Origin of the sequence: Streptomyces sp. NPDC008317, from assembly GCF_042955955.1 — a bacterium.
Lineage (GTDB): Bacteria > Actinomycetota > Actinomycetes > Streptomycetales > Streptomycetaceae > Actinacidiphila.
The window spans coordinates 355,649-380,680 of record NZ_JBIBFQ010000005.1 but is presented as its reverse complement, the minus strand read 5'-3'; the positions used below and the strand labels follow the sequence as shown (position 1 = coordinate 380,680).

General features: G+C 72.9%; 27 protein-coding genes and 1 riboswitch. Of the genes, 14 read left to right on the top strand and 13 right to left on the bottom strand.

Translation table 11 applies throughout. The features are described 5' to 3' along the window. Nucleotides 1-286 precede the first annotated feature (286 nt). Nucleotides 287-2,140 (top strand): CocE/NonD family hydrolase C-terminal non-catalytic domain-containing protein, encoded by a 1,854-nt coding sequence (locus tag ACFY9V_RS18875; protein ID WP_391161986.1) that lies wholly within the window; start codon nucleotides 287-289, stop codon nucleotides 2,138-2,140. A gap of 23 nt (nucleotides 2,141-2,163) precedes the next feature. Here ACFY9V_RS18875 and ACFY9V_RS18870 read toward each other — a convergent pair whose 3' ends face one another. The 4 genes from ACFY9V_RS18870 to ACFY9V_RS18855 all read right to left on the bottom strand — a co-directional run bounded on the left by ACFY9V_RS18870 (nucleotide 2,164) and on the right by ACFY9V_RS18855 (nucleotide 6,120). Further along, on the bottom strand, nucleotides 2,164-2,973 hold the full coding sequence (locus ACFY9V_RS18870) for a GDSL-type esterase/lipase family protein (RefSeq protein ID WP_391162221.1): 810 nt from the start codon (nucleotides 2,971-2,973) through the stop codon (nucleotides 2,164-2,166). A gap of 183 nt (nucleotides 2,974-3,156) precedes the next feature. Further along, entirely contained in the window at nucleotides 3,157-4,173 is a 1,017-nt protein-coding gene (locus ACFY9V_RS18865; RefSeq protein ID WP_355341220.1) for a hemolysin family protein, read from the bottom strand. Further along, nucleotides 4,170-5,603, bottom strand: coding sequence for a CNNM domain-containing protein (locus ACFY9V_RS18860; protein ID WP_391161985.1), 1,434 nt, complete (start codon nucleotides 5,601-5,603; stop codon nucleotides 4,170-4,172). The genes ACFY9V_RS18865 and ACFY9V_RS18860 overlap by 4 nt, the downstream gene beginning before the upstream one ends. A gap of 91 nt (nucleotides 5,604-5,694) precedes the next feature. Beyond that, the gene (locus ACFY9V_RS18855) at nucleotides 5,695-6,120 is read right to left on the bottom strand and encodes a GNAT family N-acetyltransferase (protein WP_355341214.1); all 426 of its coding nucleotides are present in this window, start codon (nucleotides 6,118-6,120) and stop codon (nucleotides 5,695-5,697) included. Nucleotides 6,121-6,301: 181 nt separating this feature from the next. Here ACFY9V_RS18855 and ACFY9V_RS18850 point away from each other — a divergent pair, with 181 nt between their 5' ends. After that, nucleotides 6,302-6,541 (top strand): antitoxin, encoded by a 240-nt coding sequence (locus ACFY9V_RS18850; protein ID WP_355341211.1) that lies wholly within the window; start codon nucleotides 6,302-6,304, stop codon nucleotides 6,539-6,541. After that, nucleotides 6,538-6,942: a fic family toxin-antitoxin system, toxin component gene (locus ACFY9V_RS18845; protein WP_355341208.1), complete on the top strand. Its 405-nt coding sequence runs from the start codon at nucleotides 6,538-6,540 to the stop codon at nucleotides 6,940-6,942. Before ACFY9V_RS18850 ends, ACFY9V_RS18845 begins: the two co-directional genes overlap by 4 nt. A gap of 92 nt (nucleotides 6,943-7,034) precedes the next feature. Here the strand turns inward: ACFY9V_RS18845 and bioD are convergent, their stop codons facing one another. The 3 genes from bioD to bioB all read right to left on the bottom strand — a co-directional run bounded on the left by bioD (nucleotide 7,035) and on the right by bioB (nucleotide 10,546). Then, nucleotides 7,035-7,766 (bottom strand): dethiobiotin synthase, encoded by a 732-nt coding sequence (bioD, locus tag ACFY9V_RS18840; RefSeq protein WP_355341205.1) that lies wholly within the window; start codon nucleotides 7,764-7,766, stop codon nucleotides 7,035-7,037. A 220-nt stretch (nucleotides 7,767-7,986) separates the two neighbouring features. After that, on the bottom strand, nucleotides 7,987-9,312 hold the full coding sequence (locus ACFY9V_RS18835) for an adenosylmethionine--8-amino-7-oxononanoate transaminase (protein ID WP_391161984.1): 1,326 nt from the start codon (nucleotides 9,310-9,312) through the stop codon (nucleotides 7,987-7,989). After that, nucleotides 9,305-10,546: a biotin synthase BioB gene (gene bioB, locus ACFY9V_RS18830; RefSeq protein WP_391161983.1), complete on the bottom strand. Its 1,242-nt coding sequence runs from the start codon at nucleotides 10,544-10,546 to the stop codon at nucleotides 9,305-9,307. Before bioB ends, ACFY9V_RS18835 begins: the two co-directional genes overlap by 8 nt. 319 nt (nucleotides 10,547-10,865) lie before the next feature. Between bioB and ACFY9V_RS18825 the strand changes: the two genes are divergently transcribed. Beyond that, complete coding sequence (locus tag ACFY9V_RS18825; protein ID WP_391161982.1) at nucleotides 10,866-12,095, top strand: aminotransferase class I/II-fold pyridoxal phosphate-dependent enzyme; 1,230 nt, start codon at nucleotides 10,866-10,868, stop codon at nucleotides 12,093-12,095. Nucleotides 12,096-12,141: 46 nt separating this feature from the next. Here the strand turns inward: ACFY9V_RS18825 and ACFY9V_RS18820 are convergent, their stop codons facing one another. Both ACFY9V_RS18820 and ACFY9V_RS18815 read right to left on the bottom strand, forming a co-directional pair. Beyond that, nucleotides 12,142-12,375, bottom strand: a complete 234-nt coding sequence (locus ACFY9V_RS18820; RefSeq protein WP_355341196.1) for a DUF397 domain-containing protein — start codon at nucleotides 12,373-12,375, stop codon at nucleotides 12,142-12,144. Between the two features lie 11 nt (nucleotides 12,376-12,386). Continuing rightward, nucleotides 12,387-13,256 (bottom strand): helix-turn-helix transcriptional regulator, encoded by an 870-nt coding sequence (locus tag ACFY9V_RS18815; RefSeq protein ID WP_355341193.1) that lies wholly within the window; start codon nucleotides 13,254-13,256, stop codon nucleotides 12,387-12,389. Between the two features lie 253 nt (nucleotides 13,257-13,509). Here ACFY9V_RS18815 and ACFY9V_RS18810 point away from each other — a divergent pair, with 253 nt between their 5' ends. After that, nucleotides 13,510-13,938 (top strand): ATP-binding protein, encoded by a 429-nt coding sequence (locus ACFY9V_RS18810; RefSeq protein WP_355341190.1) that lies wholly within the window; start codon nucleotides 13,510-13,512, stop codon nucleotides 13,936-13,938. A 14-nt stretch (nucleotides 13,939-13,952) separates the two neighbouring features. On the opposite strand, the gene ACFY9V_RS18805 is transcribed toward ACFY9V_RS18810, so the two are convergent. Beyond that, on the bottom strand, nucleotides 13,953-14,720 hold the full coding sequence (locus ACFY9V_RS18805; protein WP_391161981.1) for a GNAT family N-acetyltransferase: 768 nt from the start codon (nucleotides 14,718-14,720) through the stop codon (nucleotides 13,953-13,955). Nucleotides 14,721-14,817: 97 nt separating this feature from the next. Between ACFY9V_RS18805 and ACFY9V_RS18800 the strand changes: the two genes are divergently transcribed. Next, entirely contained in the window at nucleotides 14,818-15,543 is a 726-nt protein-coding gene (locus tag ACFY9V_RS18800) for an ADP-ribosyltransferase (protein ID WP_391161980.1), read from the top strand. A gap of 241 nt (nucleotides 15,544-15,784) precedes the next feature. Here the strand turns inward: ACFY9V_RS18800 and ACFY9V_RS18795 are convergent, their stop codons facing one another. The 3 genes from ACFY9V_RS18795 to ACFY9V_RS18785 form a co-directional block, all read right to left on the bottom strand. Continuing rightward, the gene (locus tag ACFY9V_RS18795; protein WP_355341181.1) at nucleotides 15,785-16,258 is read right to left on the bottom strand and encodes a C40 family peptidase; all 474 of its coding nucleotides are present in this window, start codon (nucleotides 16,256-16,258) and stop codon (nucleotides 15,785-15,787) included. A gap of 3 nt (nucleotides 16,259-16,261) precedes the next feature. Beyond that, nucleotides 16,262-16,390, bottom strand: a riboswitch (cyclic di-AMP (ydaO/yuaA leader). Nucleotides 16,391-16,892: 502 nt separating this feature from the next. Beyond that, entirely contained in the window at nucleotides 16,893-17,213 is a 321-nt protein-coding gene (locus ACFY9V_RS18790; RefSeq protein ID WP_188285530.1) for a hypothetical protein, read from the bottom strand. Nucleotides 17,214-17,219: 6 nt separating this feature from the next. Then, on the bottom strand, nucleotides 17,220-17,855 hold the full coding sequence (locus tag ACFY9V_RS18785; protein WP_188285535.1) for an ATP-dependent Clp protease proteolytic subunit: 636 nt from the start codon (nucleotides 17,853-17,855) through the stop codon (nucleotides 17,220-17,222). An 85-nt stretch (nucleotides 17,856-17,940) separates the two neighbouring features. Between ACFY9V_RS18785 and ACFY9V_RS18780 the strand changes: the two genes are divergently transcribed. The 8 genes from ACFY9V_RS18780 to ACFY9V_RS18745 all read left to right on the top strand — a co-directional run bounded on the left by ACFY9V_RS18780 (nucleotide 17,941) and on the right by ACFY9V_RS18745 (nucleotide 24,994). After that, a complete protein-coding gene (locus ACFY9V_RS18780; RefSeq protein WP_188285531.1) occupies nucleotides 17,941-18,231 on the top strand; it encodes a type II toxin-antitoxin system Phd/YefM family antitoxin in 291 nt (96 codons plus the stop codon). A gap of 87 nt (nucleotides 18,232-18,318) precedes the next feature. Beyond that, nucleotides 18,319-18,621 (top strand): urease subunit gamma, encoded by a 303-nt coding sequence (locus ACFY9V_RS18775; RefSeq protein WP_355341177.1) that lies wholly within the window; start codon nucleotides 18,319-18,321, stop codon nucleotides 18,619-18,621. Between the two features lie 14 nt (nucleotides 18,622-18,635). Then, nucleotides 18,636-18,947, top strand: a complete 312-nt coding sequence (locus ACFY9V_RS18770; protein ID WP_355341174.1) for an urease subunit beta — start codon at nucleotides 18,636-18,638, stop codon at nucleotides 18,945-18,947. Beyond that, nucleotides 18,940-20,661 (top strand): urease subunit alpha, encoded by a 1,722-nt coding sequence (locus tag ACFY9V_RS18765; protein WP_391161979.1) that lies wholly within the window; start codon nucleotides 18,940-18,942, stop codon nucleotides 20,659-20,661. The genes ACFY9V_RS18770 and ACFY9V_RS18765 overlap by 8 nt, the downstream gene beginning before the upstream one ends. Nucleotides 20,662-20,665: 4 nt before the next feature. Further along, on the top strand, nucleotides 20,666-21,379 hold the full coding sequence (locus tag ACFY9V_RS18760; protein WP_355341168.1) for an urease accessory UreF family protein: 714 nt from the start codon (nucleotides 20,666-20,668) through the stop codon (nucleotides 21,377-21,379). A 105-nt stretch (nucleotides 21,380-21,484) separates the two neighbouring features. After that, nucleotides 21,485-22,186: an urease accessory protein UreG gene (gene ureG / locus ACFY9V_RS18755; RefSeq protein ID WP_188282479.1), complete on the top strand. Its 702-nt coding sequence runs from the start codon at nucleotides 21,485-21,487 to the stop codon at nucleotides 22,184-22,186. After that, entirely contained in the window at nucleotides 22,183-23,010 is an 828-nt protein-coding gene (locus tag ACFY9V_RS18750) for an urease accessory protein UreD (RefSeq protein ID WP_391161977.1), read from the top strand. Before ureG ends, ACFY9V_RS18750 begins: the two co-directional genes overlap by 4 nt. Nucleotides 23,011-23,392: 382 nt before the next feature. Further along, the gene (locus ACFY9V_RS18745) at nucleotides 23,393-24,994 is read left to right on the top strand and encodes an alpha/beta fold hydrolase (RefSeq protein ID WP_391161976.1); all 1,602 of its coding nucleotides are present in this window, start codon (nucleotides 23,393-23,395) and stop codon (nucleotides 24,992-24,994) included. Nucleotides 24,995-25,032: the final 38 nt, after the last annotated feature.

The window sequence follows — 25,032 nt, the reverse complement described above, 5'->3', positions numbered from 1 at the left end:
CGGTCACACGCGCCGGAGCCCTGGTCAGCGGTCCGGGAACGGGGCCGTGACCGCCGCGCGCGGCAGGTACCCCGGCGCCGTACCACTGCCGAGTCGACCCGGGTCTGTCGTAGGTCTGCGCCGGGCGTACGCGGCCGCCCGGACGCTTCCGCGCGTCGGTTCGCGCCCTGTCCCCGGTGATCGGCGAGGTCCCACGATCGAGGTGTGGCGATTCGCACGATTTCTGCCACATGTTCTGCTACCCGGTCACCCGGCTGTCCGGGACCGAGACGGAAGGAACACGCTCATGAGCACGTCATCAGGGGACGGACCTCCGCAGGACGAGGTCCGCGCGGTCACCACCGCCCAACTGACCCAGGTCGCCGACAACGGCATCTGGGGCACGGGCGCGAGCGTCAATCCCGACGCGGCCAACCTGGGCGAGGCGCTGGTCGCCGCGTTGCAGGGCAACACCACCCAGAACCTGCTGCCGCGCGACCTGCGCCGGCTCACCGACGACGTGCTGCGGGTCGCCACCGTCGGCTTCCCGTGGATCCGGGCCCAGGACGGGACCCGGCTGGCGGCGCACACCATCAGGCTCAACTCCGCGGAGCCGCGCCCGCTGGTCATCCTCCCCGCGGGCTGGACCCCGGTCGGCTGGCCGCTGTTCGAGTACGCGCACCTGACCCTGGCCCTCAAGGGCTACCACGTGCTGGCGTACACCCCGCGCGGGATCGGCCTGACCGTGAACATCCCCGGCCACGGGTACGTGGACGGCCCGTTCACCTCGGGCGGCTTCATCGATGTCGGCGGACCCAACGACTGGGCCGACGGGTCCTCGGTGATCGACTACGCGCAGGAGCACTTCGCGCCGAGCAGGATCGGATTCCTGGGCGAGTCCTACGGGTCCGGGATCAGCCAGCTCGTCGCGGCGAACGACGACCGGGTGGACGCGGTCGTGGCGCTGAGCACCTGGGGCAATCTGGCCACCAGCCTCTACCACCACGACACCCGGCACCTCCAGGCCGTGGCCGTCCTGCTCGCCCTGACCGGCGGACCCGTGGAGCGCAAATTCGACGAGGGCACCCAGCAGATCCTGGCGGACTTCCACGCGAATCAGAACATGGACGCGGTCGTGGCGTGGGGCACGGAGCGTGCGCCGGAGGCGTACACCGACGCCACCAACGACCGCGGTGTGCCGACCTTCATCTCCAACACCTGGCACGAGGGCCTGTTCCCGGTCAACCAGGTGCTGGCCACCTTCAACCGCCTCACCGTCCCCAAGCGGCTGAACATGTGGATCGGTGACCACGCGGTGCCGGAGGGTCCCGGACTGACCGGACCGCTGGCCGGGCCGACCGGCCCCAACCTCGCGATGGCCGAGGCGTACGCCTGGCTCGACCACCACCTGCGGGGCGAGGCGAACGACGTGCCCGACTGGTCCCAGGTCAACAACCAGATCATGTTCACCTACGAGACCCGGCCGGGCTCCGGCACCGGAGACGACACCGTCGTCACCCCGGCGCGGCGCGAACCCCGGCAGACCTGGGGCGACGTCACCGTCTCCACCGAACGCTGGTATCTGGCCAACACCGGGGCCGGGCGCCGGGACGGGTCACTGACCGAGGAGCCCGCGCCCGGCTGGTCGCGCGGGTTCATCGCCGGGCACCTGACCGAGGCCACGGCGGTGGACGGGATCGTGGCGACCGGCAAGGCCGAGTGGAACGGCAATCCGAAGACCTACGAGACGGAGAAGTTCGACCGGCAGCACCTGGCGCTGTGGGCCACCGATCCGCTCCCCGCGGGCGCGGACCGGCACGTGGCGCGCCGGATTCGCGGCATCCCCGAGGTCCGGCTGACCGTGCGCAGCTCCGCCGCGTCCACGACCCTGGTCGCGTACCTCTTCGACATCGCCGAGGACCGGACGGCGCGGATCGTCACGCACGAGCCGTACACCCTGTCCGACCTCGTGCCCGGCCAGGACACCACCGTCACCTGGCAGCTCCAGGCCGCCGCCTACGACGTGCCCGCCGGCCACCGGCTGGCCCTGGTCGTCAACAGCAAGGACAAGCTCTACTCCGACGCCGACGTCGAGGGCAGCACGACCACCGTCAGCTCCCCGCCGGGAGAGGAGTCCCACCTGGACCTGCCGCTGGGCTGACGGGCGACCCGTCGTACGGCGGATCAGTCGTCGTACGACGGACCGGCCGTCCACGGCAGCAGGTCGGGGCGCTTGGCGGGACGGCCGTCGCCGGAGGAGCGGCCGGTGAGGCGGCGGCCGATCCACGGGACGAGGTGCCGCCGGGTGAAGCGCAGGTCGGCCGTGCGGCGGGCGGTCCAGCCGGGGCGGACCGCCGGGGGGAGACCGACCGTCCAGTCGGACTCGGCGGGATGGCCGAGGGTCTGCCAGACGGCCTCGGCGACGCGCCGGTGGCCGTCCGCCGTGAGGTGGAGCCGGTCGTCGGCCCACATGCGCTGGTCGCCCAGGACCTCGGCGCCGTAGAGGTCGACGACCAGGGCGCCGTGGCGGGCCGCGAGGTCGTCGAGGAAGGCGAAGAGCTGTTCCATCCGGGGCAGGAAGCGGGCGGCGACCGGCCCGCGCCGGGCGGGGCTGCGCATCAGGACGAGCTGGCCGCAGGCCGGCGTGAGCCGTTCGACACAGCTCTCCAGGACCGCGCAGACCTCGTCCACGTCGCACTTGGGCCGCAGCACGTCGTTGAGGCCGCCGACCAGGGTGATCAGGTCGGCGCCCATCGCGGCGGCCACGTCGACCTGGTCCTCGGAGATCTGCCGGATCAGCTTGCCGCGCACGGCGAGATTCGCGTACCGGAAGCCCGGACCGTCCCCCGGCACCGGCTGCTGACCGGTCCCGGTCGCGGTCCCGTCCACGGTCCCGTCCCCGTCCCCGGCCGCAGTGCGGGAAGCGGCGGCGAGGCGGGCGGCGAGCAGGTCCGCCCAGCCCCGGTAGGACCCGTCGGGCAGCAGGTCGGACATGCCCTCGGTGAAGGAGTCGCCGACCGCGACGAAGCTGCTGTACGCGGCCGGCGACCGCGCGCCCGCCTCCGCGCCCGCCTGTGTGTCTGTCTGTGCGTCATTCTGCATGGCGCCGGAGATCCTATGCGACCGCTCAGGAGCACCGGCAACGAGGTCGGGACCCGTACCCGGTCGCCCTGCCGTTCAGGGGCGTCCGGGACCGACCAGCTCCTTGAGCACGTCCTCCATCGTCACCAGCCCGATGCCGCGCCCCGCGTCGTCCACGACCGCCGCCAGGTGGGCGCTGCCCGCCCGCATCGCGGTGAGGACGTCGTCCAGCGGGGTGGCGGCGCCGACGCGGGTGATGTGCCGCAGGGCGGTGCGCCGGAAGGGCGCGTCCCGCGGATCGGCGTCCAGGGCGTCCTTGACGTGCAGGTAGCCCAGGACCCGGCCGTCGGGGTCGGCGACCGGGAATCGGGAGTAACCGGAGTCGGCGGCGAGCGCTTCCAGGCCCTCGGGCGTGATGCCCAGCGGCGCGCGTACCACCCGCTCGGGCGGCACCACGATCTCGCCGATCGGCCGCCTGCCCAGCTCCAGGGCGTCCCGCAGCCGCTCGGCGGCCCGCTCGTCGAGCAGCCCCGCCGCCCCGGCGTCCACCACCATCCGGGACAGCTCGTCGTCGGAGAAGACGGCCGCCACCTCGGAGCGCGGCTCCACCCGCAGCAGCCGCAGCAGCGTGTTGGCGAACGCGTTGATCGCGAAGATCACCGGCCGCAGCGCCCTGGTCAGCCCCACCAGCGGCGGGCCGAGGACCAGCGCGGACCGCACCGGATCGGCCAGCGCGATGTTCTTCGGCACCATCTCGCCGAACAGCATGTGCAGATACGTGGCCACGGCCAGCGCGATCACGAACGCGATGACGTGGATCGCGCCCTCCGGCACGTGCACGGCGTGGAACACCGGCTCCAGCAGGTGCGCGATGGCGGGCTCGGCGACGATACCGAGCACCAGCGTGCACACGGTGATGCCGAGCTGCGCCGCGGCCAGCAGCGGCGAGAGGTGTTCCAGACCCCACACCACGCTGCGGGCGCGGCGGTCGCCGCTCTCGGCGAGGGTTTCCACCTGGCCGCGGCGTACCGAGATCATGGCGAATTCGGCGCCGACGAAGAACGCGTTCACCACGAGGGTGAGCGCGCCGATGAGCAACTGGACGACGGTCATCGGTCACGTCTCCGCTCGGCCGTGCCCGCGGTGTCGCCGGGCGCGTTGCCGGGCGGGTTGCCCGCCGTGGCGCCGGGCGTGCCGCCCGCCGCCCTGTCCGCGGCGGCGGGGGCCCGGGCCGCCCGCGCGGGGGAGATCAGCCGGGCCCGCGACGCCCGGTGCCCGCTCGCGTCGGTGACCTCGATCCGCCATCCGTCCAGCTCGAAGGCGTCGCCGCGCGCCGGGATACGGCCGAGGCGCTGGGCCACGAGACCGGCCAGCGTCTCGTACGGCCCGTCGGGGGCGTGCAGCCCGATCCGCTCCAACTGGTCCTCGGTACGGGTCGCGCCGTCCGCGTCGTAGATCCGCCGCCCGTCCGGCGCCTCCCGCAGGAAGAGCAGGTCGGGAAGCTCGTGCGGGTCGTGCTCGTCGCGGACCTCGCCGACGACCTCCTCCACGATGTCCTCCATGGTCACCACGCCCGCCGTGCCCCCGTACTCGTCGATCACCACGGCCATCGAGCGCCGTCCGCCCAGCCGGTCGAGCAGCCGGTCGACCGTCAGCGTCTCCGGGACCAGCAGCGGTTCGCGCAGCAGCTCGGTGACCGGCACGCGCGGGCGCCGGTCGGCGGGGACCGCGAGGACGTCCTTGATGTGGGCGGTGCCGATCACCGAGTCCAGGCTGCCGCGGTAGACGGGGAAGCGGGACAGGCCGGTCGCGCGGGTCGCGTTCGCCACGTCCTCGGCGGTGGCCTGTGCTTCGAGCGCGGTGACCTGGACGCGCGGCGTCATCACGTTCTCCGCGGTGAGCTCGGCGAGGTTGAGGGTACGGACGAACAGCTCCGCGGTGTCCGCCTCCAGCACACCCTCCTTGGCGGAGTGCCGGGCCAGCGCGGCCAGCTCCTGCGGGCCGCGCGCCGACGCCAGCTCCTCCGCGGGTTCGAGGCCCATCGCGCGCAGCACCCGGTTCGCGGTGTTGTTGAGGTGGTGGATCAGCGGGTGGAAGGCGGCGGTGAAGGCGCGCTGCGGCGCCGCCACGGCCTTGGCGACCGGCAGCGGAGTGGAGATCGCCCAGTTCTTCGGCACCAGCTCGCCGACCACCATCAGCGCCACCGTGGACAGGGCGGTGCCCAGCACCAGGGCGACGGAGGACGACGCCGAGTCCGGCAGCCCCGCGGCCCGCAGCGGCCCGCGCAGCAGCTCCGCGATCGAGCTCTTGGCGAGCATGCCGATGACCAGCCCCGTCACGGTGATGCCGAGCTGCGCGCCGGAGAGCTGCACGGTCAGTGTGCGGACGGCCGCCAGCGCCGCCGCGGCGCCGCGCTCGCCGTCCCGCGCCGCGCGCTCCAGCTCACCGCGCTCGATCGTGGTCAGGGAGAATTCGGCCGCGACGAAGACGCCGCAGGCGAGGGTGAGCAGTACGGCCACCAACAGCAGAAGTGTTTCAGTCATCCGGTCACCTCGGTCCCATGATCGGCCACGACCGGGCCGACCGCTCGGTATTGGCGGTCCGGGGCCGGCCCGGTCGTCGCTCGGTGAACCGTCATGAGGTGAGCGGCTTGGTCCACCGGCGCCAGCGGGACTCGCGGGTGTACCCGGCCGCTCTCCAGGCGTGCTGCGCCCGCTCGTTGCGTTCGAGCACCATCGCGTCGCCGCGCCTGCCGCCGAGCGCGGTGAAGCGGCGTTCGGCGGCGTCGAGCAGCGCGGTCGCTACGCCCTGACGCCGGGCGTCCGGGTGGACGGCGAGGCGGTAGAGGTGGCAGCGCCAGCCGTCGAAACCGGCGATGACCGTACCGACGAGGTCGCCGTCCCGCTCGGCGAGGAGCAGAGCGCCGGGGTCGCGGGCGATCAGTCGTTCCACTCCCGCCCGGTCGTCGCTGATGCTGGTGCCCTCGGCCGCGACCCGCCAGAAGGCGAGGACGGGCAGGGCGTCGGAGGGGGTGGCGGTCCGAAGGTGAAGATCGCTCATCACCGCAGCCAATCACCGCACCGATTTCCGGGTGGGGAATTCCGGCATGCGAGATGAATGTCGTTCATGCCCTGCCAACGGTCGAAGGCCCCGATCCGTCCCCGGGGGGCGCGGGAGGTTCCCGCTGTTGCCGAGGAAGGCGCCCTTGCCGCTACTAGCGCCACGGCGCTAGCGTGGACGCATGTCGAAGACCCAGTTGAACGTTCGGGTGGACGAAGCCACGGCCGAGACGGCCCGGCAGCGCGCGTCGCAGCGCGGTATCAGTGTGAACCGCTATATCGAGGAACTCGTCCAGCAGGACGAGGGCGAGAACGGCAAGGCATTCGTCGAGGCCGCCGCCGACTTCATGAAGCGTTACGAAGAGGTCTTCGCCGAGGAGTTCGGCACCCGGGCGGCCGCCCGGGGTGAAGGCGCGCGTTGACCCTCCGTATCGACCTCGCATGGCTGCTGATGGTCGCCGAGCACTACACGCCGGGCGACCCGCAGGTGACCGACTGGGGCGCGCTCGTCGCGGCCGTCAGCAGGCACGACGCGGAGATCTTCGGCACGCCCGTCTACACCGACACCCACACCCGCGCCGCCGCCATGCTCCAGTTGCTCGTGCACGTCCCGGCGCTGGAGGAGACGAACGCGCTGTTCGCCTCGGCCGTGGCCTACGCCTACCTCGTCGCCAGCCGCCTCAAGCCCTCCATGACGCCGGAACAGGTACGTGACCTGGCCCGGCTGGTGAAGGACGGCTCGGCGCCACTGGACCGGATAGCCGACGAGCTGCGCACCTGGACGACGGAGGCGGAGCTGGGCCCGGCCGGACAGGTCGGGTAGCGGCGCGCTCGCGGTCGCCCGTACGTACGGCTGCGCCCGCTCGCGGTCGCCCGTACGTACGGCTGCGCCCTGTCCGGCGATGCCCCGCGCGCCTACGCCTTGTACGGCGCCGGGGCGAAGACCTCCGCGAAGGCGGCCGCGTCCCAGGTGCCGCCGAGCTGCGGGGCCAGCCAGTCGGGGGCGGCGGTGCGGAAGGCGGCGGGGGACAGGGCGCCGGCGGCTTCCGGCAGCGCGCCGAGCAGCGGCGCCTGCGCGACCTCGGGCAGGTCCGCGATGTTGCAGCGCTCGGCCAGCTCCGGCTCGGCCCGCCAGCTTCCGATGATCACACCGATGCAGTCGACCTTGCGGGCGCTGAGCGCTTCGACGGTCAGCGCCGTGCTGTTGAGGGTGCCGAGGCCGGCCGGGGCGACCAGCAGCACACGGGCCCGCAGCAGCGCCGCCGCGTCGGCGAGGGTCGAGCCCTGCTCGTCGTAGCGGACCAGCAGCCCGCCCGCGCCCTCGACCAGCACGACGTCGTGCACCGCGGACAGTTTGGCCGCCGCCTCCGCGATGTCCTCGGGGCCCACCGGCCGCAGTCCGGCGCGGCGGGCCGCCGTCGCGGGCGCCAACGGCTCGGGGTAGCGGGCCAGTTCGGCCGCCGTCACCGGACCCGCGAGCCTGGCCACCTCCGCGGCGTCCCCCTGCTCGCCGTCCGCCACGCCCGTCTGGGCGGGCTTGAGCACGGCCACGCTCAGCCCCTGCGCGAGCGACGCGGCGGCCACGGCGGCGGTGGCCACCGTCTTGCCGACCTCGGTACCCGTTCCGGTGATGACCACGATGGCCATGGTGTCGCTCCGTTCCTCGTTGCCGTGCCATGTCATGTCGCCGTGCCGCTCCGGGCGCCGCGCGTGTGCCCGGAGCGTACGGTCCCGGCGCGCCTCGTACCCGTGCCGGGACCGCTCATTCCGCCCAATTGGTGACGAGCGCGGTCAGCTCGTACGACGTATGCCGTACGGCGCGCGGTATGTCGGATGCCGTGCGTCTGCCGCCAAGGACGCGGTCCGGTCAGCCCGCGACGGCCGCGTCCCGTACCGCCGCGCAGATCCGCGCCACGTCGTCGTCGCCCGTCACATAGGGCGGCATCGTGTAGACGAGATCGCGGAAGGGCCGCAGCCACACCCCGGCGCGTACCGAGGCGGCGGTGGCCGCCGCCATGTCGACCGGGTGGTCGAGCTGGACGACGCCGATCGCGCCGAGCACCCGCACATCGCGGACACCGGGCAGCGCGGCGACCCCGTCCAGGCCCTCGCGCAGCCCGGACTCGATGCGCTTGACCTCCAACGCCCAGTCGTGGTCGAGCAGCAGGTCGACGGAGGCGCAGGCGACGGCGGCGGCCAGCGGATTGCCCATGAAGGTCGGGCCGTGCGCCAGCACCGGCACCTCGCCGCGCGAGATGCCCTCGGCGACCTCGCCGGTGCACAGCGCCGCCGCCATCGTGAGATAGCCGCCGGTCAACGCCTTGCCGACGCACATCACATCGGGGCAGACCCCGGCGTGCTCGGCCGCGAAGAGCGTGCCGGTGCGGCCGAAACCGGTGGCGATCTCGTCGAAGACCAGCAGGACGTCGTGCTCGTCGCACGCCTCCCGCAGCACCCGCAGGTACTCGGGGGAGTGGAAGGACATGCCGCCCGCGCCCTGCACCACCGGCTCGACGATGACGGCGGCCAGCTCGTCGGCGTGCCGTCCGATCAACTCCCGCAGATGCGCGGTGTACACGGCGTCGGGCGCCGCGTCGAAGCCGGGCGGCGGGGCGTCGGCGAAGATCTGCCGGGGCAGCACGCCCGACCACAGCTCGTGCATGCCGCCGTCCGGATCGCACACCGACATCGGCTGCCAGGTGTCCCCGTGGTAGCCGCCGCGCCAGGTCAGCAGCCGCTGTTTGCCCGGCCTGCCCAGCGAACGCCAGTACTGGAGGCACATCTTGATCGCGACCTCGACCGACACGGAACCCGAGTCGGCGAGGAAGACATGCCGCAGCGGCTCCGGCGTGATCTCCACCAGCTTGGCCGCGAGACGTACGGCGGGCTCGTGCGTGAGCCCGCCGAACATCACATGACTCATCCGGTCGAGCTGGGCGTGCGCCGCGTCGTCCAGCACGGGGTGCCGGTAGCCGTGGATCGCCGACCACCACGACGACATGCCGTCGACCAGTTCGGTACGGCCCTCGGCGGGCGCCGCGAGCCGCAGCCGTACGCCGGAGGCGGACGCGACGACAAGCGGCTCCTGACGGCCGGGCATCGGGCCGTACGGATGCCAGACGTGCTCCCGGTCCAGCGCCAGCAGCGTGTCCGGGGCGAGCGGCGCGTCGGGCGAGGGGCAGGGCTCAGGCATTGGGCGGCAGGTCCGTCCCCGCGCCGCGTCGCCGTACCGCCACCAGATCGGGGCGCGGGCCCTCGGCGCGTACCGGTTCCGTCCGCGCCGTTTCGGTCCGCACGGGCGCCGCGCTCGCGGCGGGTGCCGCGTCCTCGTCGTGGCCGCAGGGGCCGCAGCCGCCTTCGTGCGAGCCGCACACGGAGCCGGAAGCGTGGGAACCGCAGCCGGTCGCCGCCTCCGCGACGTCGGCGCGGTGCGCGGGCAGCGTGGACGTCCCCGCGCCCTCCACCTCGAAGCCCGCGTCGGCGATCATGTCGAGGTCGGCCTGGCCCGCCTGGCCCTCGCTGGTCAGATAGTCGCCCAGGAAGATCGAGTTGACCAGGTGCAGGGCGAGCGGCTGCATCGTGCGCAGGTGCACCTCACGGCCGCCCGCGAGCCGTACCTCGACGTCCGGGCAGACGAACCGCGTCATCGCCAGGATGCGCAGGCAGCGCTGCGGGGTGAGATTCCACTCCTTGGCCAGCGGCGTGCCCTCGAACGGGATCAGGAAGTTCACCGGCACCGAGTCCGGGTCGAGCGCGCGCAGCGAGAACACCACGTCCACCAGGTCCGCGTCGCTCTCGCCCATGCCCGCGATCAGCCCCGAGCACGCGGACAGCCCGGCGGCCTGCGCCTGCCGCACGGTGTCCACGCGGTCGGCGTAGGTGTGCGTCGTGGTGATGTCGCCGTAGGTGTTCTCGGAGGTGTTGAGGTTGTGGTTGTACGCGTCCGCGCCCGCCGTCCGCAGCCGCTCGGCCTGGCCGCCGGAGAGCAGGCCGAGGCAGGCGCACACCTCGACGTCCTCGTTCTGGTCCTTGATGGCCGCGATGGTCGCCGAGACCCGGTCCACGTCGCGGTCGGTGGGACCGCGCCCGCTCGCCACCAGGCACACCCGCTTGGCGCCGCCCGCCACCCCGGCGCGCGCCGCCGCGGCGGCCTCGTCGGGCTTGAGCCAGGTGTACTTGAGGATCTCGGCCTTCGAGCCGAGCCGCTGCGAACAGTACGAGCAGTCCTCGGGGCACAGCCCGGACTTGAGGTTGACCAGGTAGTTCAGCTTGACCCGGCGTCCGAACCACTGGCGGCGCACCTTGCCCGCGGCGGCCACCACGTCGAGCAGTTCGTCGTCGGAGGTCGCGAGGACGGCAAGCGCCTCGTCCCTGGTGGGCAGCTCGCGCCGCAGCCCCTTGTCCACGAGAGTGGTCAGCAGATCCATAGGGGCGATCCTCGCGCACGACGGCACCCGCGGCCAATGGCGGACCGCACAACTCGGGTGGCTACTGGTGTGTGCATCACCACACCCTGTGCATGTGTGCGGGCCAGTACGTTGCTGATGACGTCCGTGTGAGGGGGCGCGCGGCCCAACCAGAAGTGCCGCTGAACCGAAGTGCCACTGAAACGCTGAGCCGAAGAACCGCTGAGCCGAAGAACCGCTGAGCCGAAAAGCCGCCGATCCGCCCGACCGGCTCGCGCACCGATCCGCCCGATCCGCCCGCTCCGCCCGATCCATCGACCCGCCGACCCCAGGGACACCCGTGAAGAGCACCGACCCCGCCGACCCGCACGCCTCCGCCGGGAGCGACACCGCCGACCCGTCAGGTCCCTTCGGCTGGATCGCGGAACAGGACCGGATCAGGCGCGAGGCCGGGCTCCGGCGGGAGTTGCGCCCCCGCCCGGCGGACTGGGAACTGCTCGACCTCGCGGGCAACGACTACCTCGGCCTGACCCGGCACCCCGAGGTCACGCAGGCGGGCGCCGACGCCTGCCTGCGCTGGGGCGCGGGCGCCACCGGCTCCCGGCTGGTCACCGGCAGCACCGCGCTGCACGCGGAACTCGAAGCGGAGATCGCCGACTTCACCGGCTTCGAGGCGGCCCTGGTCCTCGCCTCCGGCTACGCCGCCAACCTCGCCGCCGTCACCGCGCTGACCGGCCCCGACACCCTGCTGGTCTCCGACGCCGCCAACCACGCCTCACTGATCGACGGCTGCCGCCTGTCGCGCGCCACCACCGAAGTGGTGCCGCACGCCGACCCCGAGGCCGTACGCAAGGCGCTCGGCGCGCGGGCCCGGCGGGACGCCGACGCGTCCCGGTCCGGGGGAGCGTCCTCCGTCGTCGTCAGCGACTCGGTGTTCTCGGTGGACGGCGACGCGGCGCCGCTGCCCGCGCTCGCCGCGGCCTGCCGCGAGTACGGCGCCGCGCTGCTCGTCGACGACGCGCACGGCTTCGGCGTGCTGGGCGAGGGCGGGCGCGGCGCGCTCGCGGCGGCCGGACTCGCCGGAGCCCCCGACGTGGTGGGCACGGCGACGCTGTCGAAGGCGTTCGGCGCGCAGGGCGGTGTGGTACTCGGCCCCGCGGCCGTCATCGAGCACCTGGTCAACGCCGCCCGCACCTTCATCTTCGACACCGGTCTCGCCCCGGCCGCGGCGGGCGCCGCCCTCGGCGCGCTGCGGCTGCTGCGGCGCGAGCCGGAGCGCGCCGACCGCGCGTTGCACGTGGCCCGCGCCTTCCACCGGATGCTGACCGCCGCGGAGTTGGACGCGACGGCGCCCGACGCCTGTGTGGTGTCGGTGCGCGCGCCCTCGCCCGAGGCGGCCGTCGAGTGGGCGGCCCGGTGCCGGGCCGCGGGTCTGGCCGTCGGCTGCTTCCGGCCGCCGTCCGTCCCCGACGGGGTGTCCCGGCTGCGGCTGACCGCGCGCTGCGACCTGACGGACGCGCAGGTCGCGGGCGCGGTGGACGTCATCGTCCGTACGGCGCCGCGCGGTTGAGGGCGCGGCCCGCCGCCGTCCGTCCGCCGCAGGAACCGACCCGGTCCTACGCGGGGCCGAGGTCGTCCCGGCGCAGCGCCCCGACGAAGTGCGACCAGGCACCCGGTGGGAAGAGCAGCGCGGGCCCCTCCTGGTCCTTGGAATCGCGGACGGCGAGCAGCCCCGACGCCAGTCTCGCGGTCTCCACGCAGTTGTTCGCGGCGGTGCTGTGACTGCTCCTCCGCCATGTCACGCCGGAAATCGACGCGCTCGAGGAAACGTACCCGGACTGTGCCGCCATGGTGGCCTCCTTTATGCGCCTGCGAATCGCGACATCTCCCCGGCGATCTTACTGATCAACGCGACGGACTCGTCGCGAGGAAGGGCAATGTTGCTCAATCGGGTGAAAGCGGCGCCGTAAGCGGTGATGTCTTCTTTTCGATCGACGTAGAGACTACTCGTCAAATGATCGATAACAACCACGTCGAGATCAGCGATGCGCGGAAATGAGAAGATAACGAACGAACCCGTAACTCCTATGTGGCCTCCGGCGCCGAAGGGCAGCACCTGGAGCCGGATCTGCGGCAGTGCGGCGGCGCGTTCCAGTGACCGCAACTGATCGGACATGACCGCGGGGCCGCCGACCACGCGGCGCAGCACGGCCTCGTCCAGCACGGCCCACAGTTCCAGCGGCTCGTCCTGGCGCAGCACCGCCTGCCGGGCGATCCGCACGTCGACCAGTGCGCCGGCCTCGCTCCGGGTCAGATGCGGCATGACGTCGCGGGTGAGCGCCCGGGCGTAGGCGGGGGTCTGGAGCAGGCCGGGCACCACGCTGTTCTCCATCGAGCGGGCCCGGCTGGCACCCGCCTCCAGGCTGATGAAGTCGCGGTACTCCACGGGCAGTACGTCGCGGAAGTCCTGCCACCAGCCGCGCTGTCTGCCCTGACCTGCCAGCGTGCCCAGCAGGTCGCGCAGATCGCGGTCGCGCACCTCGTAGACGTCGAGCAGCACGTCGACGTCCTCGGCGCTGACGCTGCTGCGGCCGGTCTCGATACGGCTGACTTTCGACTGGTGCCAGCCGGCCGCCTCGGCGACCTGCTCGCTGGTCATTCCGGACAGGTCGCGGAGTCGGCGCAGTTCGCCGCCGAGCTTGCGTCGTCGTACGGCGGGGACCCGTTCCATGGCCTCTCGCACCTCCTGAAGTGAGGGATGCCGGTAGTCGGGCGGTCATTACGACAGTGTGCCGACCAAATGCGTATCCACGTAGCAGAGTTCACCGATTTGAGCGACAGATATATGCATTGCGCGGTGGACCGTCCGAAACGGCGGCACGATTAGTGGCAGTCTGGCGCGAACCAGCCACTTCCGGGCGTGGCCCGGAGAGCCCGCGCCGATACCCCGGTCCGCGGTGGGATGGGAAAGGAACGATGTCGCCATGGCAGATCTGCAGGAAGCTTCCGTCACTCTGCCGAGCGACCCTGCCTCGGTACCGGCGGCCCGGCGCTATGTCTGCGCCCGACTCGCCGAATGGGGGCTGCCGTCGGACGCCCCCTCGGTCGACGCCGTGCGCCTGATCGTCTCCGAGCTGGCCACCAACGCGGTGCTGCACACCTCGGGAATGTCGCCGACCTTCACCGTGGACGTGCGTCTCGAACGGCAGGAGCAGTTGCTGATCGGCGTGACCGACAGCCACCCGCGCTGGCCCCAGCGGCTGCCCGCGGCGGTCCAGCAGGACAACGGGCGCGGGATGGTGATCATTCGGCATCTGGCGGCGGAGTCCGGCGGCAGGCTGCGGATCACGCCGACCGACGAGGGCGGCAAGACGGTCTGGATCACGATCCCCTGGGCGGTCCCGGTGGCCTGAGCGACGGGCGCTGTTCACGGGCGCGTCGGCGGCACCAGCAGCGCCTCTGCTCCGACCGGTGCGAAACCGGCGGCGAGGAAGGCCCGCACGCTCGCCGCGTTGCCCGGGGCGATCTGGGCCCACAACGGCGCGCCGTCCGGGACGAGATGACGGGCCGCGAGGGCGAGAAGGCGGCCGAGCCCCTTGCCGCGGGCGTCCGGGTCCACCTCGACGGCGGTCTCCCAACGGCCCGCCACACCGCGGCCGATGAGGACGGTGCCGCCGGGCGCGGTCCAGGCCCGCACGTCGTCGCGGTGCTGGAGCGCCCGCACGATCCGCGGATGGGAGCGGTCGGTGGTCTCGGTGAGGGGGAGCGGGGGCGGGCCCGGCAGCGGGGCGGCCAGGGCCAGCAGGTCGAGGTTGTTGACCACACGGCCGGTGCGGGCGCAAAGAGCGGTCAGGAAAGGCGGGTTGAGGGGAGCGGACAGGTCGTCGGGCGGGAGCAGGGCGCGGAGACCGGCACCGGTGCCTTCGGACGCCGGGCATTCGGCCGTACCCGCCGTCCCCGCCGTCCCCGACGTGCCCGCCGTCCCCGACGTGCCCGCCGTCCCCGACGCGTCGGCGATGTCGGCGAAGACCACGGTGTGGGCGGTGAAGGCGATGACTCCGGCGTCGCGGGCCGACGGCTGGGAGACGAAGGTGACGGTGCCGTCGGCGGGCGGGAAGTCGCCTCGCGCGGCGGCGTCCAGCAGGGACCGCAGAGAGGGCCCGGCGCGGTGCGCCGCGGTGGTCGGCGAGCTCATCCGACCATCCTCTCAGCCGTCCCGTACGCGGCCGGACGCGCCTACGATCGGGTGACATGCGGCCGATCGCGGGGCCGGTCCCGCGAGTCTGTGCGTCATGATCAAGAACCGAGTCCGGTCGCTTCTCACGACCGGCGCGCTGACCCTGACCGCCGTACTCGCCGCGCAGACCGCGGCCACGTCGGAGACCGCGTCGGCCGTCGCCTCCGGACCCCTGTCCCCCGCGGCGCCCACCGCCCTGTCCGCGCCCTCCACGTCCCTCGTGCCCCGTCCCGCCCCCGCGGGCGACGACGGCTGGTGCCCGGTGGTCCACGACCCGCTGTTCGCCGCCGCCGACCGCAGCGTCGACGTCGAGCGCATCACGCCCGAGCCGTCCTACCGCCGCACGTGCGGGGAGCTGTTCCGCTCGGACGGCCGCGCCCCCGCCGTGGTCTTCCAGGAGGGCTTCCAGCCCAAGGCCGCGCAGGACGGGCAGTACGACCTCGCGGCGTACGTGCTGAAGAACCAGCCGTCGCCGTTCGTGAGCACCACCTACGACCACGACCTCTACAAGCAGTGGAAGCCCGGCTTCAACTACTACGTGGACGCGCCCGGCGGCATCGACGTCAACGCCACGATCGGTGACACCCACAAGTGGGCCGACCAGCACGAGGTCGCCTTCCCCGGCGGCCTCGCCCGGCGCTTCATCGTCGGCGCCTGTCCCGTCGACAAGGCGACCAAGGACGAGGACCTGGCCGGCTGCGTACGCAACCCGTACTACGTCCCGTGGCGCGGGATTCCGGCGCCGCGTCCGTTCGCGCCGGTGCTGCTCCCGGCGGGCTGACCGTCCCTGATCCGGCCGGGGGAGCCGTACCCCCGGCCGGACCGGCTGTCCACGCCGCTGAAGGGGGTGCGGCGGGTCGCCCCGTCGCACCCGAGCCGCCGGCCCGCACTGTCCTACGGCTCCGGGCCGCTGTTCGGGCCGGACGACGGCCGGGCCGCGCGGCGGCGAGTGCCCACCGCTCCACGGACCGTATACGCCGTACGGGCGCGATACGCGTCGCGGCCGGAATCGGCCGTCCGGGTCACGCCACCCGCCCGTACCAGACGGCGCTGGTCCAGATCCTTTCCAGCCGGACCCTGGCGCCGGTCTTGGGGGCGTGCCAGATCCGGCCGCTCCCGGCGTAGATCCCGACGTGGTAAATGGACCGGCCGGTGTGGAAGAACACCAGGTCACCGACGCGGCGGGCACCCGACGAGATGTGCCGGGTGCTGTTGTACTGGGCGGCGGCGGTACGCGGCAGCTTCTTGCCCGCGCGCTTGAACGAGTACAGCGTCAGCCCCGAGCAGTCGAAGCGGTTCGGGCCGGTGGCGCCCCACTGGTAGGGCGAGCCCTTCTTCGACGCCGCCACGTTCAGGGCCTTCACGCCCATCGTCGCGGCCTCGGCCTGCTGGGCGGTGCCCGGCAGCAGCGCGGGCAGTGCGACCGCTGTGGCGGTGAGCACGGAGGCCGTCCCGAGCCGGGACAGCCGTCCGGAGATGCACTTGAGCGCGAACATGCGCAACCCTTCGTCATCAGCCTCCGAAGGATGACCTGTCGGGTTCGGGCTGGCGAAGATGCCCGGCCGCGTGGTGCGGCTTCACCCCAAGGGACGGCTCCGGCGCTGTGCCGTGACCGACCCGTCGTACCTGGGTCCTCCGCTCCCGCCGGTGCACTCATGTCGACCTGACGTCCACGCGGCGGCGGGACTGGGCGTCCGCGTGGACCGCCCCGCCACGGCGGCGGGGGCTTGTCGTCACTACGGATGGTGACGCACAGAACCGGCCACAGCCGGGCGGGAAACGCGCGGTGTGAGTCAGGTCACGACTCACCTATTCGGGTGGACACCGGGGCGAATCACCCGGTCCGCGCCTCCGGTCGCATCATCTGACCTGCGGATATGTGACGGACGATGGGCGGTTTTGGCCGGTGCGCGCAATTCGGCCGGAGAGCATGAATCGGCGGTGGATACGCCGATGGGATGAGCCCCTTTGGTGCAGTGCCGACGGTTTCGAGCGCGCAGAGTGACCGCGCTCACACCTGGTCTGTGTCGGCGTGCCGCGCGAGCTCTCCGTCGGCGGACCGCACGAGGCTCACACCAACGGGCCGCACGGGCCGCACGGGCCGCACGGGCCGCGCTGTTCGCACCAGCCTCACGCGGGCGGCGGCCCCGCGGCCGGATCGGGCGCCAGCGCCACCAGCCCCGACCGCCGCTCGCCGTCCAGCACCCGCAGGGCGCGGGCCAGTGTGGCGTGGTGCAGTTCGGTCTCGCCCCGCATGTGCATCACGGTCAGCGCGTCGCGCAGCGCGGTCGCCCGGCCCACCAGCGCCTGGGCGGCCCGCAGGGCGCTGTAGGTGTCGGCGGTGCGGGACGGATTGATCCGGCCGAGCAGATCGACAACCTCCAGGTAGGAGTCGATCAGCTCACCCTCGGAGCGGGTGAGCGCCGGAAGCGGCGGCAGTTCCGGGACCACCGCGGGTCACCGCAGGCCGTACGCGGGGCCGTTGGTCTTGCGGCTGGTGGTCAGCTTGTCCACCAGTCCGTAGGCGACGGCCTCTTCGCCGTCGAGGACCTTGTCCCGCTCGATGTCGGTACGGATCCGCTCGATGTCCCGGCCGGTGTGCCGGGCCAGCAGCGTCTCCAACTGCTCGCGGGTGCGCAGCAGTTCATTGGCCTGGATCTCCAGGTCCGAGATGGGCCCCTGGACCACCTCGCCGAGCGACGGCTGGTGGATCAGCACCCGCGCGCCCGGAGTGATCATGCGCTTGCCCGGCGCGCCCGCCGCCAGCAGCACGGCCGCGGCCGAGGCGGCCTGCCCGATGCAGACCGTCGCCACGTCGCAGGTGACGAACTGCATCGTGTCGTAGATGGCGGTCATCGCCGAGAACGAGCCGCCGGGCGAGTTGATGTAGAGGTTGATGTCCTGCTCGGGGGCGGCGTTCTCCAGGTGGATGAGCTGGGCCATCACGTCGTTCGCCGAGGTGTCGTCGACCTGGGTGCCCAGGAAGATGATCCGCTCCTGGAGCAGCTTGGAGTACGGGTCCATCGTGCGGACGCCGTTGCTGCTGCGTTCGGTGAACTCGGGCAGGACGTAGCGGGCGGTGGGACGGAACACGGCGTGCACCTCCGGGCGGATCTGGGCGCAGGAACTGGCCACTGGTCAAAATGTACAGGACGTACATCTCGTTATGATGGGGAGCATGACCCATGACGTCCCGGTGACACAAGCGCGTGCCGAGCTCGCGGAACTGATCAACCGCGTGGTCTACGGCGGCGAACAGGTGGTGCTGACCCGCCACGGCAAGCCCCTCGTCGCCCTGGTGTCCGCCGCTGACCTGCAACGACTGCGTGATCTCGACGAGCAGGCCGAGGAGCAGGTGATCAGTACGGTCTCCGCCGTCGGCTCCCGTACGTCCGCCACGGGCGAACGCCGACGGTTCGGCATCGCGGCCGAGCACCGGGGTCACCAGACCGGCGACCGCCGTCCGTAACAGCGACCGCCGCCCGTAACAGGGGTTAACGCAGTCGAAACCGCGTCGAACTAATCTCGCGGGTTCTGACGACTGTGAGGTGTGGCTGTGCAGTTGACCCCCCACGAGCAGGAACGCCTGCTCATCCATGTCGCCGCGGACGTGGCGGCCAAGCGGCGCGCCCGCGGGCTGCGGCTCAACCACCCCGAGGCGGTCGCGCTCATCACCGCGCATCTGCTCGAAGGGGCCCGCGACGGCCGCGGCGTCTCGGAACTGATGGAGTCCGGGCGCACCGTGCTGACCCGCGCCGACGTCATGGACGGCATCCCCGAGATGATCCACGACGTGCAGGTCGAGGCCACGTTCCCCGACGGCACCAAGCTCGTCACCGTCCACCAGCCGATCGTCTGACGGGCAGGAGCGCCATGATCCCCGGAGAGATCCTCAGCGCGGACGCGCCCGTGCCGCTCAACGCGGGCCGTCCGGTGACCCGCCTCACCGTTCTCAACGCGGCCGACCGGCCCGTCCAGGTCGGCTCGCACTACCACTTCGCCGAGGCCAACCCCGGTCTGGAGTTCGACCGCGCCGCCGCCCGCGGACTGCGGCTGAACATCGCCGCGGGCACCGCCGTACGCTTCGAGCCCGGCATCCCCGCCGAGGTCGAACTCGTGCCGATCGCCGGACAGCGCGTCGTGGCCGGGCTGCGCGGCGAGACCGCGGGGGCGCTCGATGGCTGACCTCTCGCGGGCCGTATACGCCGACCTCTACGGCCCCACCACCGGGGACCGGGTCCGGCTGGCCGACACCGACCTGCTGATCGAGGTCGAACGCGACCTGGCGGGCGGGCCGGGACTCGCGGGCGACGAAGCCGTCTTCGGCGGCGGCAAGGTGATCCGCGAGTCGATGGGCCAGGCGCGGACCAGCCGCGCGGAGGGCGCGCCCGACACCGTCATCACCGGCGCCGTCGTCCTCGACCACTGGGGCGTGGTCAAGGCGGACATCGGCATCCGCGACGGCCGGATCACCGCGCTGGGCAAGGCGGGCAACCCCGAGACGATGGACGGCGTCCACCCCGACCTCGTCATCGGCCCCGAGACCGAGATCATCGCGGGCAACGGCAAAATCCTCACCGCGGGCACCATCGACGCGCACGTCCACTTCATCTCGCCGACGCTGCTGCCGCAGGCCCTGTCGGCGGGCGTCACCACCGTCATCGGCGGCGGCACGGGACCGGCCGAGGGCACCAAGGCGACCACCGTCACGCCCGGCGGCTGGCACCTGGCGCGGATGTTCGCGGGCCTGGAGGCGTACCCGGTCAACGTCGGGCTGCTCGGCAAGGGCAACACCGTCAACCAGCGGTCCATGCACGACCAACTGCGCGCCGGAGCCGTCGGGTTCAAGATCCACGAGGACTGGGGCGCCACCCCCGCCGCCATCGACGCCTGCCTGACGGTCTGTGAGCGGACCGGCGCCCAACTGGCCATCCACACCGACACGTTGAACGAGGCCGGATTCGTCGAGGACACCCTGGCCGCCATCGCGGGCCGGGGCATCCACGCCTACCACACCGAAGGCGCGGGCGGCGGGCACGCGCCCGACATCATCACCGTGGTCTCGCAGCCGCACGTGCTGCCGTCCTCGACCAACCCGACCCGGCCGCACACCGTCAACACCGTCGAGGAGCACCTCGACATGCTGATGGTCTGCCACCACCTCAACCCGTCGGTCCCCGAGGACCTCGCCTTCGCCGAGTCCCGGATCCGCCCGTCGACCATCGCCGCCGAGGACGTCCTGCACGACCTCGGCGCGATCAGCATCATCAGCTCCGACTCACAGGCCATGGGCCGGATCGGCGAAGTCGCCCTGCGCACCTGGCAGACCGCGCACGTGATGAAGCGACGGCGCGGCGCGCTCCCCGGCGACGGCGCGGCCGACAACCACCGCGCCCGCCGCTATGTCGCCAAATACACCATCAACCCCGCGGTCGCGCAGGGCCTCGACCACGAGATCGGCTCCGTCGAGGCCGGGAAGCTCGCCGACCTGGTGCTGTGGGAACCGGCGTTCTTCGGAGTCAAGCCGCAACTCGTCATCAAGGGCGGGCAGATCGCCTACGCCCAGATGGGCGACGCCAACGCGTCCATCCCCACCCCCCAACCCGTGCTTCCCCGGCCGATGTTCGGCGCGGTCGGCGCCGCGCCCGCCGCCAACTCCGTCAACTTCGTCAACGAGGCGGCGCTGGAGGACGGCCTGCCCGAACGCCTCGGCCTCGGCAAGGAGTTCGTGCCGATCCGCAGTACACGCGCCCTGACCAAGGCCGACATGCGGGAGAACGACGCGCTGCCGAGAGTCGAGGTCGAACCCGACACGTTCACCGTACGGATCGACGGCGAGGTCGTGGAGCCCGCGCCAGCGCCGGAACTCCCCATGACCCAGCGGTACTTCCTCTTCTGAGACCATGACCCCGACGACACCGCCCCCTACGACCACGACACCCGCCGCGCGCGCCGCCCTGCTGCTGCTCGCCGACGGCCGCTTCCCGGCCGGCGGCCACGCGCACTCCGGCGGCGCGGAGGCCGCGGTCGCGGACGGCCGGGTGCGGGACGCGGCGACCCTGGCGGATTTCTGCCGGGGCCGTCTGCACACCACTGGACTGGTCGCCGCCGCACTGGCCGCGGCGGCGACCTTCGGCCTCGACCCGCTCGTCCTCGACGCGGCGGCCGACGCCCGCACCCCCTCGCCCGCCCTGCGCACCACCTCCCGCAAGCTCGGCCGCCAGCTCCTGCGCGCCGCCCGCGCCGCCTGGCCCGCACCCGCGCTCGACCAGCTCGCCGCCGCCCGCCCGCGCGGCGCCCACCAGCCCGTCGTCCTCGGCGTCACCGCCCGCGCCGCCGGCCTGCTCCCGCAGGACGCGGCACACGTCGCCGCCTACGAGTCCGTCAGCGGGCCCGCGACCGCCGCCGTACGGCTGCTGAGCCTCGACCCCTTCCACGCCGCGGCCGTACTCGCCCGGCTGGCACCGTGCGTCGACGAGGCGGCCGCCGCGGCGGCGCTCGCCGCCGAACGCGCCCTCGCCGAAGGCCCGGACGTGCTGCCCGCCGCGTCCGCGCCGCTGCTCGACCTTGCCGCGCAGGACCACGCCGCCTGGCCCGTACGCCTCTTCGCCTCCTGACCCGCCTCCCGATCCGCCTCCCGATCCGCAGCCTGATCCGCCTCCCGATCCGCAGCCTCATCCGCCGCCCGGTTCCGAACGCCGTCCGCACCAACGGAGTTGACCATGCATCTCGACCACCCCGAGACCTTCCCCGAGCGGTACGCGCACTCCTCGCCCGCCGTCCGCGCCGACGGAAGGCGGCGCGCGCTGCGGATCGGGCTCGGCGGCCCGGTCGGGTCCGGCAAGACCGCGACCGTCGCGGCGCTGTGCCGCAGACTGCGCGACGACCTGTCGATCGCCGTGGTCACCAATGACATCTACACGCGCGAGGACGCCGAATTCCTGCTGCGCAACGCGGTGCTGCCTGCCGAACGGATCGCCGCCGTGGAGACCGGCGCGTGCCCGCACACCGCGATCCGGGACGACATCTCCGCGAATCTCGAAGCCGTCGAGGACCTGGAGGACGCGGTCGGCCCGCTCGACCTCATCCTCGTCGAGTCCGGCGGCGACAATCTGACCGCCACCTTCTCCAAGGGACTGGTGGACGCGCAGATCTTCGTCATCGACGTGGCGGGCGGCGACGACATCCCCCGCAAGGGCGGCCCCGGCGTCACCACCGCCGACCTCCTCGTGATCAACAAGACCGACCTCGCCCCCTACGTCGGCGCCGACCTCACCCGCATGTCCCGCGACGCCGCCGCCCAGCGCGGCGACCTGCCCGTCGTCCTCACCTCCGTCGCCGCCCCCGACGGCGTCGCCCCGGTCGCCGCCTGGGTGGGCGACCGCCTCGCCGCCTGGGCCGCCGTCCCCGCGACGACGGCGTGAACGACGTGGCGGTCCGCGACACCGCGCACGGCGTCGTCGCCACGGCGCGGATCGTCGCCGCCCCCGACGGGCACGGCGGTACGGCGCTGCCCGTGCTGGCCGGTGACGGACCGCTGGCGCTGCGGCGCAGCCGGATCGTCGGCGGCGCCGACGGCGAAGGGGCCGGGGTGATGGTGGTCGGCGCGATGAGCGCGCCGCTCGGCGGCGACCGGCTGCGGATCGAGGCGGAGGTGGGGCAGGGCGCGCGGCTCGCGGTGGGGTCCGCCGCGGCCACGGTGTCCCTGCCGGGGCGGGACGGCGGGCGGGCGACGTACGACGTGCGGCTGACCGTACGGGCCGGTGGCGCGCTGCGCTGGCTGCCCGAGCCGGTGATCGCCGCCCACCGCAGCGACCTGCGGATGACCACCCGCGTGGACCTCGCCCCCGGCGCGCGCCTCCTGCTGCGGGACGAACAGATCCTCGGCCGCCACGCGGAACCCCCCGGCCGCCTCAGCACCCGGCTGACCGCCCACCTCGACGGCCGCCCGCTCCTGGACCAGGAACTCCGCTTCGGCCCCGGCGCCCCCACCGGCTGGGACGGACCGGCCGTCCTCGGCCGCTACCGGGCAGTCGGCCAACTCCTGCTGATCGAACCCGGCTTCGCCGACCTCCCGGCCGTCGCCCGCACGCTGCCCGCCGACCCCGCCGAAGGCCGGGGGGCTGTCACCCCGCTCGCGGGCCCCGCCGCGTTGATCACCGCGGTGGCCGCGGACGGCCTGCGCTTGCGCCGTCTGCTGGACGCCGGTCTGGCGGCCGTCCGGGCCGCGAGCGCCCCGGCCGACTAGGGCCTGTCCGGCGGATCACGAACGGCCCCTTCGGTGCCTGGCACGCCCGCCCGCCGCGTTGCCGGAATACCCGCATAGCCACGCTATGAGGGCATCCCGGCGCCTTCCGCCCGGGGGAGCACCAGGCGCCGCCTGGACTGCCCATGATCCGCCGGACAGGCCCCAGCGCGGCGCCCGGAGCGCGACCAGCGCAGGCCCGGGGAAACGGCCGTCACCCGTGCGGCGGCAGCCACCTCACGCCCAACTCGTCCGCAGAATCACACTTTGATGAAGAATCACCCGCCTGGCCTGTTCACAGGCGACTCACAGGGGAAAGGATTCGCTCCGCAGCATCTGTGACCACCGTGGCCACAAGCCACGGACCAGGAGGGGAGTTTCCGCCTTGAGACGCACGATCGTGCTCGTCTCCACCGGCGCCCTGATCGCGGGCGCCATCGCAGCCGCCCCGGCGGCCACCGCACAGTCGCACGACCAGCCGTCGAGATCGGCGCGGTCCGTCACCGTACCCGAGTCCGTCGGCGTGGTGATCGCCGCCGCGAACGCCGCCCGCAAGGGCATCGACTGGGCTGCCTGCCCGGCGAGTTGGAACATTCCGTCGCCGATCACCTGCGGCTATGTGACCGTGCCCGTCGACTACGGCAAGCCGTTCGGTGCGACCGTCAAGCTGGCCGTGGACCGGGCGGGCAACACCGGTACCCCGGCCGAACGGCAGGGCGCGCTGATCTACAACCCGGGCGGTCCCGGCGGTTCGGGACTGCGCTTCCCGGTCCGGGTCACCACCTCCTCCGCGCTGTGGGTCAAGACGGCGAAGGCGTACGACTTCGTGGGCTTCGACCCGCGCGGCGTCGGCCACTCCGCCCCGATCTCCTGCGAGGACCCGCAGGAGTACGTGAAAGCCCCCAAGGCCGACCCGGTGCCGGACAGCGAGGCCGACAAGCTCGCGCAGCGCAAGCTCGCCGCCGAGTACGCCGACGGCTGCCTGGAGCGCACCGGCGCGCGGACGCTCTCCCAGATGACCACGCAGAACACCGCCCGCGACCTGGACGTCATCCGCGCCGCGCTGCACGAGAAGAAGCTCAACTACCTGGGCGTCTCCTACGGCACGTACCTCGGCGCGGTCTACGCGACGCTCTTCCCGACGCACGTGCGCCGGTTGATCGTGGACAGCGTCGTCAACCCGGCGCAGGGCCAGATCTGGTACCGGAACAACCTGGACCAGGACGTGGCCTTCCAGGGCCGCTGGGACGACTGGGAGGCGTGGGTCGCGACGTACGACTCCGTCTACCACCTCGGCGACACGCCCGCGAAGGTCGAGCAGAAGTGGCTCGCGCTGCGCGCCGGCGCCAAGAGCCACCCGATCGGCGGCGTCGTCGGGCCGAACGAACTCCTCGGCTTCTTCCAGAACGCGCCCTACTACGACTCGACGTGGGCCACGGTCGCGGGCGTCTGGAGCCGCTACGAGGCGGGTGACACCCAGGCGCTGCTCGACGCGGCGGCGCCCGACCTGTCCGACACCGCGGGCAACATCTCGGCCGAGAACAGCAACGCCGTGTACACCGCGGTGGAGTGCACCGACGCCAAGTGGCCCACGAATTGGCGCACATGGGACCGGGACAACACCGCGCTGCACGCCAAGTACCCCTTCCTGACGTGGGAGAACGCCTGGCTGAACCTGCCGTGCGCCACCTGGGGCGTCAAGCAGCAGCGCCCGGTGGACGTCCGCTCGCACCACGGGCTGCCCGCCGTGCTGATCGTGCAGAGCACCAGGGACGCGGCGACCCCCTACACCGGGGCGCTCGAACTCCACCGCCGCCTGGCGGGCTCCCGCTTGATCACCGAGAAGGACGCGGGCTCGCACGGCGTCACCAACCTGGTGAACCCGTGCATCAACTCCCGTGTCGAGAGCTATCTGTTGACGGGCACGGTCGACGCCCACGACGTGGTGTGCGGACCCCACGCCGCACCCGTACCCGCCGCGTCTTAGCGCGAGGAACGGCGAGACCGCGTACGGGCGGTCCACCC